Origin of the sequence: Streptomyces sp. NPDC002809, from assembly GCF_040295435.1 — a bacterium.
Lineage (GTDB): Bacteria > Actinomycetota > Actinomycetes > Streptomycetales > Streptomycetaceae > Streptomyces.
In genome coordinates this window covers 1-11,294 of sequence record NZ_JBEOVJ010000137.1, presented here as the reverse complement: position 1 = coordinate 11,294, position 11,294 = coordinate 1, and the positions used below count along the sequence as shown (strand labels likewise).

General features: G+C 72.1%; 10 protein-coding genes. 7 read left to right on the top strand and 3 right to left on the bottom strand.

Annotated elements, in window-relative coordinates; all coding sequences use genetic code 11:
• Window positions 1-294: 294 nt before the first annotated feature.
• From ABT025_RS39630 to ABT025_RS38260, 6 genes are all read left to right on the top strand, one after another.
• Window positions 295-489, top strand: a complete 195-nt coding sequence (locus ABT025_RS39630; RefSeq protein WP_502972129.1) for a helix-turn-helix domain-containing protein — start codon at window positions 295-297, stop codon at window positions 487-489.
• 123 nt (window positions 490-612) lie between these two features.
• Entirely contained in the window at window positions 613-1,443 is an 831-nt protein-coding gene (locus tag ABT025_RS38280; protein ID WP_351003335.1) for a CPBP family intramembrane glutamic endopeptidase, read from the top strand.
• Between the two features lie 145 nt (window positions 1,444-1,588).
• Window positions 1,589-4,159 carry a Tox-REase-5 domain-containing protein gene (locus ABT025_RS38275; protein WP_351003334.1) on the top strand — a complete coding sequence of 857 codons (2,571 nt, stop codon included), beginning with the start codon at window positions 1,589-1,591 and terminating at the stop codon, window positions 4,157-4,159.
• Window positions 4,160-4,248: 89 nt separating this feature from the next.
• A complete protein-coding gene (locus tag ABT025_RS38270) occupies window positions 4,249-4,968 on the top strand; it encodes a hypothetical protein (protein WP_351003332.1) in 720 nt (239 codons plus the stop codon).
• A gap of 152 nt (window positions 4,969-5,120) precedes the next feature.
• Window positions 5,121-5,840, top strand: a complete 720-nt coding sequence (locus ABT025_RS38265; protein WP_351003337.1) for a DsbA family oxidoreductase — start codon at window positions 5,121-5,123, stop codon at window positions 5,838-5,840.
• A gap of 91 nt (window positions 5,841-5,931) precedes the next feature.
• Window positions 5,932-6,993 carry an aminotransferase class V-fold PLP-dependent enzyme gene (locus tag ABT025_RS38260; protein WP_351003331.1) on the top strand — a complete coding sequence of 354 codons (1,062 nt, stop codon included), beginning with the start codon at window positions 5,932-5,934 and terminating at the stop codon, window positions 6,991-6,993.
• Between the two features lie 30 nt (window positions 6,994-7,023).
• On the opposite strand, the gene ABT025_RS38255 is transcribed toward ABT025_RS38260, so the two are convergent.
• Window positions 7,024-7,509, bottom strand: a complete 486-nt coding sequence (locus ABT025_RS38255) for a MarR family winged helix-turn-helix transcriptional regulator (RefSeq protein WP_351003330.1) — start codon at window positions 7,507-7,509, stop codon at window positions 7,024-7,026.
• A 179-nt stretch (window positions 7,510-7,688) separates the two neighbouring features.
• Between ABT025_RS38255 and ABT025_RS38250 the strand changes: the two genes are divergently transcribed.
• Window positions 7,689-8,759: an alkene reductase gene (locus ABT025_RS38250; protein ID WP_351003328.1), complete on the top strand. Its 1,071-nt coding sequence runs from the start codon at window positions 7,689-7,691 to the stop codon at window positions 8,757-8,759.
• 53 nt (window positions 8,760-8,812) lie between these two features.
• On the opposite strand, the gene ABT025_RS38245 is transcribed toward ABT025_RS38250, so the two are convergent.
• The gene (locus tag ABT025_RS38245; RefSeq protein ID WP_351003327.1) at window positions 8,813-9,847 is read right to left on the bottom strand and encodes a LacI family DNA-binding transcriptional regulator; all 1,035 of its coding nucleotides are present in this window, start codon (window positions 9,845-9,847) and stop codon (window positions 8,813-8,815) included.
• Window positions 9,848-10,082: 235 nt separating this feature from the next.
• Window positions 10,083-11,108, bottom strand: coding sequence for a VOC family protein (locus ABT025_RS38240; protein WP_351003325.1), 1,026 nt, complete (start codon window positions 11,106-11,108; stop codon window positions 10,083-10,085).
• Between the last annotated feature and the right edge of the window lie 186 nt (window positions 11,109-11,294).

Below are 11,294 nucleotides of genomic sequence, written 5' to 3'. Positions count from 1 at the left end.
CCCCGCCCTCCGTGTCCGGAGGGCGGGGGCATCGGCGTGCGTGCCCGTGTCCTGCCCGGACCGCGTACCGCCGGCCGTCGACCGGGAGCCCCGCGCCCACGGACCGAGTCCCCGCCCACGGACCGAGCCCCGCGCCCACGGACCGAGTCCCCGCCCCGTTGGGGACACGGCCACCCCATCCGCCGCCGGAAAATCCCCCCTCGCGCGCCACCTCCCGTGAGACTCTGCCGGCGGTCCACTGCCCGGGTCCCCGGGCGGTCTCCCCCGCGCCCCTTTCGCCGGCGCCTCACCGCCGTGGCCGGTGAGGCGCCGACGGCCTGTCTGACCTGGTGGCGGACGACGGCGGCGGGCCGGCTGCTGCGGGGCGACGACGCATCGCCGCGTCCGGTCGCCCAACGGACCGGATGCGCCTCGGAGTTCTCCTTCGCCCAGGCGTTCAAGCAGGAGTACGGAATGGCCCCCGGGCAGTACCGCCGCCAGGCGGGCTGACCAGCTCCGGGGGAGATTTATTTGTCGGAATTTAGTATGAGAAACTTCCTTTTGAAGGAGACGGTGACGCGTAACTTGCCGGTTCGAGCCGGGAATCGCCACCGCCCGACGAAGGGTGACACCGTGCACGAGCAAGTGGGAGCCGTACCGGCCGGTCCGGCAGGCCGCAGACTGACATGGCCGTGGTTCCTGGTCGTGGTCGTCGTGTACGTGGGCATCATCCAGGGCCTGGGCGCGCTGAGCGGTGTGGACACCGGTGACTCCGACAGCGCGTTCCCCACCGCCGAGTCCATCGTGCGCAACGCGCTGGTCCCGATCGGGGCGTCCATCGTGTTCGGCGCCGCAGTGGTCACCTGGCTCGGCTGGTGGGGCGAGGTCCTGCGATACCGCGCCCCGGTGCGGCGCTGGGTGCGGTGGGTACCGATCTCGATGCTCGCCGTCGCGCTGATCGGCATGAACTACGGACACCTCGCCGACCAGAGCCTGTCCCTCGTGGCGTCACTGCTGGTGCTCGGCGTCTTCGTCGGCATCGGTGAGGAACTGATGTTCCGCGGCATCGGCGTCCACGTCTTCCGCAGGGCCGGCTTCAGTGAGGGGAAGGTGGCCCTGTACTCCTCGCTGATCTTCGGCCTCGCGCACGTCAGCAATGCCATCGGCGAGGGAGCGCAGGCCGTCGTGCAGGCCCTCATCGTCTCGACCTCGGGCTACTTCTTCTATCTGTGCCTGCGCGTCGGCGGCGTCATCCTCCTACCCATGCTGGTGCACGGCCTCTGGGACGCCGGCCTGTTCTCCAACCTGGTGGGGGATGCACCCCAGGCGTCCGCGGGCACGGCCCTCTTCATCGTCCTCCAGGTCGTTCTGATCGTCGTGCTGTCCGTCAGGCGCCGCGCGGTCGAACCCGTCACGGACGCGCCGGCCGTCGGCGCATCCGCCCAACTGCCCCCGGTGAACTGACCCGGACGGCGACCCTCCGCGCCGAGCAGGCCCAGAGGCACTGGGACCCGAGTTGGGTCCTGGGGCCCATGACGGGGGAGCCTCCGCTCCGTAGCCTGGGGTGTCGTCATTCTGCCTGCGGGCAGTGCGGGTTGGGGGGCCAAGCATGTCTGCGACAGGTGGCATATCCGCGTACGGAGGGGTGGGGCCCGCGCCCGGGGCGGGGCGCCGCGCGCTGCCGCGCGCCATGGGTGCGGCCCGGCTGCTGCTGCACGTCCTCTTCGGCGCGACGCTGCTGGGCGGCGTCGGCCTGTTCGGCTCCGCGCTCGCCGCCGACGCGCTGGACGGCGTCGTGGTCGGCCTGCTGCTGTACGGGGCCGTCCCCGGAGTCGTGGGCTGGCTGCTCTCGCGGCGGGTGTGGACCGGCGGCCGGGGTGTGTGGGGCGGACTCGTCGCCGTACAGGTGTGGTTGATCATCGGTGGCGCGGCCAATGCCGCCGACGGGTCGATGCACGGCTTCACGCAGGTGTTCCTGCCGGTGCTGATCCTGGTGTTCCTGACCCGGCCGGAGAGCCGTGAGTGGTTCCGGCTCCCGGGGCGGGAACGGGAGGACAAGCCGGACTTCTCACTGCCCCACATGATCACCTGGCGCCGTGACCGGGGTCAGTCGACCCTGGAGTATGTCGGGCTGGTCATGCTCGTCGCGGCCGTCGTCGTGGCGCTGCTGCTGAGCGGCGTGGGCGGCCCGATGGCGGACCGTTTCCGGGCCGCGGTCTGCTCCGTCACGGGCACGTCCTGCCCGGCGACGGGTACCGGCGGCGACACGGTGAACGCGGGCGACAGCGCGGGCGGCGCGGACACGGGAGGCGCCGACGAGGGCGCCACGGTGGTCGGCGGCGCGGACGGGGGCGGTGCGGACGGCGGCGGTGCCGACGGCGGCGGCGCGTCCACCGGTACGGGCGGAGCGGGTGGCGCGGGAGCGGGCGGCACCACCGAGGGAACGACCGGCGGTACCGACAGCGGGGCCGGAGGCGCCGGGGGTTCCACGGGCGGGCCGGCCGGGTCCGACACCACAGGGGGACCGTCCGGATCCGACAGTACCGGCGGTACCGACAGCACCGGCGGTACCGACAGCACCGGCGGATCCGACAGCACCGGCGGATCCGACAGCACCGGCGGCGCCGACACCACCGGCGGCCCCGACGGGTCCGGCGCCGACAGGCCCGGCACGGAGACCTACCCGGAGACCGCCGCCGAACCCGAGGCCGCGTATGACGACATCCCCGCGTCCGGCGAGGAGGACGCGGGGGACTCCGGCGACTCCGGCGACGGGGAGGCCGAGGAGGACTGCGGCGGCTGGGGCTTCTTCGGCTGTGCCTGGGACCGTGGCACCCAGGTCGTCCAGGGCGTTTTCGTGGACGGCATCTGGGGCGACGTGACCGGGGTCATCGACCTCTTCAAGCCCTCGACCTGGTCCGGCATCGTCGACTACGGCAAGCAGCTCGGCAGTCAGTGGACGGACGACTCCAAGGACGCCGGAAGCAAGTGGGACAAGGGCGACTACTTCGGCGCGGTCGGCGACTGGGGCAAGGCGTCGTTCAACACCGTGGTCAAGGTCGGCGACGACATGTTCGTCGGTGACGACGTGCGCGAGCGCTGGAACAACGGGGAGAAGACCCGCGCCGTCACCGATGTCGTGTGGAACGTCGGCTCCCTCTTCATTCCCGGGTACGACGTCGCGAAGGTGATCGGCAAGACCAGCAGGCTCGGCCACATCGGCAAGATCGCCGCCGATGTGGCGGAGGCCGCCGAGGACGCGGGGGCAGCCTCGCGCAGGGCCCGCAAGGCGGCCGAGGCCGGCGACGTCGGCGGCGCCCGCAAGGCGGCGAAGGAGGCCGACGAGGCCGCGGACAAGGCCGAGGACTCGGCCCGCAGGACCGGCTGCTCCATCGCCTTCGGACCCCTTGGATCCAGGACCCGCTACGGAGGCACCGGCGTCGCCGGATCCGGAACCGGAGTGCTCGCCGCCGGCCCGCCCGGCCACGTGATCCTCGCCGACGACGGCTGCGACAAGGCGGCCGAGGCCAAGGCGAAGGAGGCCCGCGACCAGGAGCGTGCCGCCTGGACGGACAAGAAGCGCGCCGAGGAGGCCGACCGCGCGGCGAAGGCGCTGGAGAAGAAGAAGCCGTGGCCGGACGCCGCACGCAACGACACCTCCGACCCGCGGAACTACAACTCGCCCGACTGGGCCAAGGACCTGAAGGACCCGGAGCTCGGTTCGGCCGACGCGGGCGACGGGTACTGGGGGAGCCGCGACCGCAACCCCAAGCCCAACTGGAAGAACGAGTCGTGGCTCCGCTACCAGGAACAGATCACCGGCACCAACCGCGGCAAGGAGTACATCGTCGCCAACCCCAAGGAGGGCAAGCCTCCGGTGGAGTACGACGGCTGGGACTCCGGCAGGCAGACGTTCCTGGAAGCGAAGAACGGCTACAAGAGCTACCTCTCGAAGGGCGACAAGGGAACGCTCACCCCGTCCGGCCGGGAGAAGTTCGTCAAGGAGGCGACGGAGCAGGTCAACGCCTCCGGAGGGCGTCCGGTCGAATGGCACTTCTCCGATCCGGACGTCGCCAAGGCGGCCCGGAAGGCCTTCCGTGACGAGGGCCTTCCGATCAAGGTCGTCTACAGCAAGCAGAACCCGGAGACGAGCACGAGGAAGCCCGGGGCCTTCGACTAGCGCCGGGAGGGGCACTAGCCTGGGGCGCGCGCCGATCCGCGTGGGTTGCGGGCGGGACCTACGACGGCTCACGACGGTGGAGGCAGGACATGCGACGTGTGGTGCGGGGCTTCTGGGGACCCCGGAAGGAGTCGTCCCTGGAGCTCGCGGGACGCTGGAAGGCGATGCTGGACGCGCTGCCCGCACTGCTCCCGGAGGCCGGTTCCGCCCCGGCGGGGCAGCCGTGGACCTGGACCCACCACCACGCGTCCGGACGCCCCACGGAACTCCGGCCCGACGAGGCGGAACTGGCAGCCGCGCTGCAGGCCGACCACGACTCCCCGCAGACCTCGGACGGGGCGGGACTGAGCCTCGCGAGCAAGGGCGGACCGGGCTGGGAGGTCAGCCTCTCCGGGCGCGCCGGCGGTGAGTCGGAGTACGTGACCCAGGCCGTCGTGCTGACGGTGCTCTCCCCGGACGACGCCGAGGTCCCCGAGGCCGCGCTGCTCGCACTGATCGCGGACGTCTGGCAGCCGGACATCGGCGACGTGACCGACGACGACCTCCTCGACGCCCTGGAGGACGACGCCGGCTACGACTACACGCAGTCGCAGCTGTGCGTCGGCCGGCTCGGCTACCTCTCCCCGGGGCGCGCGGCGCTGGTTCCCGACGGGGTGGGTACGGCCCGCAAGGAGTTGCGCGAAGCGGGCGTGCTCCTCGACATCGCACCGCCGGGGGACGTCGAGCCCGTCGTGGACGCCTATGTGCGCCTCCGTGACGCCGGCGCGCTGGAACCCCTGCCCCGCCCGATGAACCGCACCGTCCTGTAGCGGGCCCCCCGCCGCGCCCGGCCGCACGGTGAGCCGGACCGCTTCGCCCCGCCAGGGGAATGGCGGGGACCCCGATGGGTGTTTCCCCCTGAGCGGAGGACCCCTCCGTGCTGCGGGAGCAGCCGCACGAGAGCCTGGAGAGCAGAAGAGTCATGCGCGTCGAGATCTGGAGCGACATCGCTTGTCCGTGGTGCTACATCGGCAAGGCCCGGTTCGAGAAGGGCCTGGCAGGGTTCGCCCACCGCGACGAGGTCGAGGTGGTGCACCGCTCCTTCGAGCTCGACCCCGGGCTCGCCAAGGGCGACACCGCGAAGGTCGTCGACATGCTGGCGCAGAAGTACGGCCGCACCCGTGAGGAGGCGCAGTCGATGGAGGCCAACGTCGCGTCCAACGCGCAGGCCGAAGGGCTCGGCTACCGAACGGAGGGGCGTGACCACGGCAGCACCTTCGACATCCACCGGCTGCTGCACCTGGCCAAGGCCCGCGGCCGTCAGGACGAGCTGCTGAACCTCGCCTACCGGGCGAACTTCGCCGAGGAGCGTTCCGTCTTCGACGACGAGGTGCTGGTCGAGCTGGCAGTCGAGGCCGGCCTCGACGCCGGTGAGGCGCGCGCGGTCCTCGCCGACCCGCAGGCGTACGCGGCCGAGGTGCGGGCCGATGAGCAGGAGGCGTCCGAACTGGGCGCCAACGCGGTGCCGTTCTTCGTGCTCGACCGGCGCTACGGGATCTCCGGCGGCCAGCCCGCCGAGGTTTTTGCCCAGGCGCTGGAGCAGGCGTGGAAGGACCGCCCGCTGACCGCGATCGGCGGGGACGCGGCAGCCTGCGACGCCGAGGGGGCGTGCGAAGTTCCGCAGGCCGGAAGCAACGCCTGACCGCCCTGCGCCGCACGCATAAGCATTACTTGGGTTCACCCCTTAACTCTTGGTGATTGACTATGAGTTAAGGGGGATTCAGGCTGGGCCCATGATGATCTCTTCGCTCAGCCGTGCGGTGGCCGCCGAGTTCGCGCCGGAGACCGCCTACCTCAACACCTCCACCTGCGGCCTGCTGCCCCGCCGCACCGTAGACGCGGTGAGAGCCCTCGCCGAGGGGAACACCACCGGCCGCAGGAACGGTGCGGGCGATTTCGAGGCAGTGGACGGGGCCAGGGACGGCTTCGCGCGGCTCGCCGGTGTCGACGCCGGCCGGGTCGCCGTCGGCAGCTCGGTCACCGTTCATGTCGGACTGATCGCCTGCTCGCTGCCTGCCGGGGCCGAAGTGCTGGCGCCCGAGGGGGAGTTCAGCTCGGTCGTCACCCCGTTCGCGGTGCGCGGCGACCTCCGGATGCGGTACGTCCCGCTCGCGGAACTGGCCGAGGCGGTGCGCCCCGAGACCGCGCTCGTCGCCTTCTCCTCCGTGCAGTCCGCCGACGGCCGCCTCGCCGACCTGGCCGCGGTCCGGGCCGCGGCCGCCGTCCACGGAGCCCGCACGCTGTTGGACGCCACCCAGTCCGCCGGCTGGCTGCCGCTCGATGCCGGCGCGTACGACTACACGGTCGCGGGCGGCTACAAGTTCCTGCTCTGCCCGCGGGGCGCGTCGTTCCTCACCGTCACCGAGGAGGCGCAGCAATCCCTGCCGCCGGTCTTCGCCGGCTGGGTCGCTGCCGAGGACCCGTGGGGCAGCACCTACGGGCCCGTCGCCAAGCTCGCCCCCGATGCCCGCCGCTACGACGAGCCGCCCGCCTTCCTCTCGTACCACGGTGCCGAGCACTCCCTCGCGCTGCTCAACGAGATCGGCGTCGAGACCATCCACGACCACGCCACCGGGCTCGCCGACCGCTTCCGCGACGGACTGGCCGGGCTGGGGCACGAGGCCCTGCCGGCCCCGACGGCCGTCGTCGGGGTGCCGGGGCTCGGTGACCGGGCGGCGGAACTTGCGCGGGCCGGGGTGATGGTCTCCAACCGCGCCGGCAATCTGCGGGCGGCCTTCCATCTGTACAACACCGAGGCGGATGTGGACCGCGCCCTGGACGCACTCTCCGGCTGAGGTGCTGCCGCCGCCCGACGGGCGCGCCGGTCAGCGGTTCTCCGGGCAGTCCGCCGTCTCCCGGCAGAGGTTCTCCTCGACCCTGGCCAGCAGCCTGGCCAGCTCCTTGCGTTCCCCCGGGTCCAGGCCGGCGAGGGTGTGCTCCTCCAGATCCGTCCAGGACCGTTCCACGTCGGAGAGCAGTGCGCAGCTGTTGTCGGTGGCCTCGACCAGGACGGCCCTGCGGTCGGCCGGGTCGGGGCTGCGGCGGACGTGCCCGGACTGCTCCAGGCGCTGGAGCATCTTGGTGACCGTGGAGGGGTCCAGGTCGACCGCCTTGATCACCTCGGACTGGCGGACCGCACCCGCGTCCCAGAGGTACATCATCAGGAACTCCTGGCCGGGGTAGAGGCCCGCGCCCTTGAGCAGCTTGCCCGCCGCGATCCGGTGGAGCCGTGCGACCCGTGACACGGCATGGCTGACCGGGCCGCCGCGGGCGGCGCTCGGCAGCTCGGTACAGGCGGGATCGGGCGTCATGGGGAGCTCCTCGGTGGATGCGGGGCGGCTCTTCGGCTGCCGGACACGGATTCATTCCAACTTTACCTTGGTCGGCCAAGTAATCCGCTACAGTGACACTCGACGCAGATGCTTGGCCGACCACATAATTTTGCTTGGCCGACCATATATTTCCCTCGGTATTTCTTCGGGAGCCTTCGATGACCACCGCATTCGACCCGTTCGACCTGGCAGGCACGCAGCTCGCCAACCGCATCGCCCTGGCACCGATGACCCGCAGCCGGGCCGGCGAGGGCGGGGTGCCGACCGCGCTGGTCGCCGAGTACTACGCCCAGCGTGCCTCGGCCGGGCTCGTCATCACCGAGGGCATCCAGCCGTCGGTGGTCGGCCAGGGTTACCCCGGTACTCCTGGCCTGCACAGCGACGAACAGATCGCCGCCTGGCGCAAGGTCACCGACGCCGTGCACGACAGGGGCGGCAGGATCTTCGCCCAGATCATGCACGCCGGCCGCATCGGCCACCCGGTCCTGCTGCCCGACGGCCTCATCCCCGTCGGTGCCTCCGCGGTCGCGGCCACCGGACAGGTCTTCACCCACGAGGGCGCGAAGGACTTCGTCACCCCGCGCGAGCTGACCGACGCCGGGATCAGGGAGACGATCGCCGACTTCGCCGCCGCGGCGCGGGGCGCGGTGGACGCCGGCTTCGACGGTGTGGAGCTGCACGGCGCCAACGGATACCTGATCCACCAGTTCCTGGCCCCCAACTCCAACCTGCGCACCGACCGGTGGGGCGGTTCCGTGGAGGGCCGTATCCGGTTCGCCCTGGAGACCGTGCGCGCCGTCGTCGCCGAGATCGGCGCCGCCCGCACCGCGATCCGCCTCTCGCCCGGGAACCCGTACAACGACGTGGCCGAGTCTGCGCCGGAGGCCACGTACAGCGCGCTGGTGCGGGCCCTCGAACCGATCGGTCTCGCCTATCTGCACCTTGTCGAGGGCACGGCCGCCGACCGGACGCTGACCGAGTCGCTGCGCAAGCAGTTCAACGGCGCCCTCGTCCTCAACCCGGCGAGCGAGGGTGTGACCGGACCCGAGGCGCTGGCCCTGGTCGAGGAGGGCGTGGCGGACATCGTCTCGTACGGTGCGCTGTTCCTGGCCAACCCGGACCTGCCGGAGCGGCTGCGCGCGGGCGGCCCCTACAACACGCCGGACCGTGCCACCTTCTTCGGGGGCGACCACCGCGGGTACACGGACTACCCCGTGCTCGGCGCGTAACGACCGAACGGGCCGGCCGCGGCGCCGACCGGCACCGCGGCCGCCGCACGTCCCTACGCCGAGTCGCGCCGGACCAGTTCGGTGGGCAGTATCACCGCGGCCGGGTCCTCGCCGCCGATCTGGGCCAGCAGCACCCGTACCATCTCCGCGCTGATCCGGTCCCAGGGCTGACGGATCGTCGTCAGCGCCGGCCGGGAGTCGAGCGCCGCGGGGGAGTCGTCGAAGCCGCCCACCGCGACATCGTGCGGCACGCTCCGCCCGGCCTTCTCCAGTGCCGCGAGCACGCCCTGCGCCATCAGGTCCGAGGCGACGAACACCGCGTCCAGGTCGGGCGCCCGCTCCAGCAGCAGCGCGGCGGCCGCCTCGCCGCCCGCCCGGCTGTAGTCGCCCGGCGCGATCAGCGCGTCGTCGGCGGGCAGCCCGCACGCCGCGAGCATCTCGCGGTAGCCGGCCAGCCGCTCCACACCGCCCGGGGTGTCCGGGGGGCCACTGACCGTACCGATCCGGCGGCGCCCCGACTCGTAGAGGAAGCGCACCATGTCCCGGGCGCCGTCCCGGTCGTCGGCCGCCACATAGCTGACCTTCGACCCCTGCCCGAGCGGCTTCCCGCAGGCGACGAGGGGGACCCCGGCCTCGTACAGCTGCGCGGCGACCGGGTCACCCGAATGGCTGGAGACCAGCAGGACCCCGTCCACATGCCCGGCGATGTACCGCATGTTCCGGCGGCGCTCCGCCTCCGTGCCCGCGATCATCAGCAGCAGCGGGATGTCGTGCGCGGCGAGCGCGCTGGTGCAGCCGCGCAGCAGCACGTTGAAGTTCGGGTCCTCGAAGAACCGCTCCTGGGGCTCCGTGAGCAGGAACGCCACCGAGTCGGAGCGGCCCGTGATCAGCGACCTGGCGTGCCGGTTCACCGTGTAACCGGTCTTGCGGATAGCGGAGTTGACCGCTTCGAGCGCGGCCGGACTGACGTTGTGACCGCCGTTCAGCACCCGCGAGACCGTGCCGCGCGAGACTCCGGCCTCGCGGGCCACGTCATGGATCGTCGGCGCCCGGCGGCGTCCCGTACCGGTCTGTCCTGTGCGGCTCATGGTGCGTGATCTTTCATCAAGTGACGTCCTGACGGGGTCCGTCAGGACTTTACGTCCCCGAGTCCGTGGGGCGCGGAGAACTCCGTCGGCTCCGGCCCGCCGGACGGGATCCGAACCACCCGGAGTGTCGCCGCCGGCGCCGTTGTCGCCGCGGCCGGAGAACCAGGTGCTGTCCGGACACGACGCGGAGCCGCTGCCGGCAGCCTCCGGTTGTCCTCGGAAGGCCCGTCCGGCACTACGGCCGCGGGGTCTCCTCCAGCGGCGCCCCGTGCCACTTCCACGACGTCACGCGCTCGCGGCCCGGCAGGTCCGCGCGGCCGGTGGACCAGAGCAGTACGGTCCACCGGTCCTCGTCGGCCGGGGCATCGGGGAAGAGCCGGGCCAGCACCCGGTCGCACAGGTCCGCGGGCGGGGTCCAGCCGATACCGAGGCCCTCGGCCACGTCGTGCGCGTGCACCAGGGTCTCCACGACACCCATGGCGGCGAAGCCCTCCGCGTCCGAGGCCCCGAACACATGGTGGGAGCGGACGTCCGGAGCGGCGGTCCGCACCATCGCCGTCAGCAGCGCCCCATTGGCCTCCAGGGTCCGCAACAGCCCGGACGTACCCGCCGCCGGATCCGCGAAGACCGCGTTGCAGGGACCGCCATCGCGCCGCGGGGCCCAGTGGAACGGCACATCGGTGTCCCGCGACGAGGCGGGCGCGCCCAGCTGGACGGCGTACGCGAAGAGGTCGTCGCTCAGATGCTCCACGGTCTCCCAGCAGTCCCAGGTGAGCGTCCCCGCGGGAATGTGCCAGTCGTCCGCCGGTGACTCCTTGAACGCGGCCACCGCCAGCCCCACCGCCGACGTCACGTCGTCCGCGGTGACCGGCAGCCGCGTCCCGGTCAGCCGCGCCCGCTCGCGCGCACCGCACTCCACACAGAACTCGTTGCCCTCCGGATCGGCCAGAGTCACCCAGCCCCGCCCGTTCGGCCTGCGGTGATCGCCGACCAGGGTGGCGCCGAGTGCCAGCAGCCGCTCGACCTCCTCGTCCCGGGTGCGGTCGTCCGGCTGGACGTCGAGATGGATGCGGTTCTTGACGCTCTTCGGGTCGGTCACGGTGACGAACAGCAGGGCGGCACCCGACGTCCGGACAAGTGCCTCGGGGTCACCGGGGAAATCGTCGTCGGCGAGGGAGGATCCCAGCACCTCGGCCCAGAACGTGGCGAGCTTGTAGGCGTCGGCACAGTCGACGGTGACGTGGTGTACATGTGAAGTCATGGGCCTCACTTTCGCCCGTGGCCGTCGCCCGGTCCAGCGGGTTACGACAGCGCGGCCGTCGTGAGGGAGGCCGGCACGACGGCGGCGGGGGCGGGGGACGGCACCCGGCGTTCACCTCCGCCCCGTTCCGCATCCACACCCGCTGGATCGAGACGGAGTTCGTCAACGAGATCAAGCCGTTCGCCG

What these genes read in the sequence shown, in the direction of transcription:
- ABT025_RS38275 (WP_351003334.1), top strand. Translation starts at nt 1,589, where the DNA reads ATGTCTGCGACAGGTGGCATATCCGCGTACGGAGGGGTGGGGCCCGCG.
- ABT025_RS38270 (WP_351003332.1), top strand. Translation starts at nt 4,249, where the DNA reads ATGCGACGTGTGGTGCGGGGCTTCTGGGGACCCCGGAAGGAGTCGTCC.
- ABT025_RS38265 (WP_351003337.1), top strand. Translation starts at nt 5,121, where the DNA reads ATGCGCGTCGAGATCTGGAGCGACATCGCTTGTCCGTGGTGCTACATC.
- ABT025_RS38260 (WP_351003331.1), top strand. Translation starts at nt 5,932, where the DNA reads ATGATGATCTCTTCGCTCAGCCGTGCGGTGGCCGCCGAGTTCGCGCCG.
- ABT025_RS38255 (WP_351003330.1), bottom strand. Translation starts at nt 7,509, where the DNA reads ATGACGCCCGATCCCGCCTGTACCGAGCTGCCGAGCGCCGCCCGCGGC.
- ABT025_RS38250 (WP_351003328.1), top strand. Translation starts at nt 7,689, where the DNA reads ATGACCACCGCATTCGACCCGTTCGACCTGGCAGGCACGCAGCTCGCC.
- ABT025_RS38245 (WP_351003327.1), bottom strand. Translation starts at nt 9,847, where the DNA reads ATGAGCCGCACAGGACAGACCGGTACGGGACGCCGCCGGGCGCCGACG.
- ABT025_RS38240 (WP_351003325.1), bottom strand. Translation starts at nt 11,108, where the DNA reads ATGACTTCACATGTACACCACGTCACCGTCGACTGTGCCGACGCCTAC.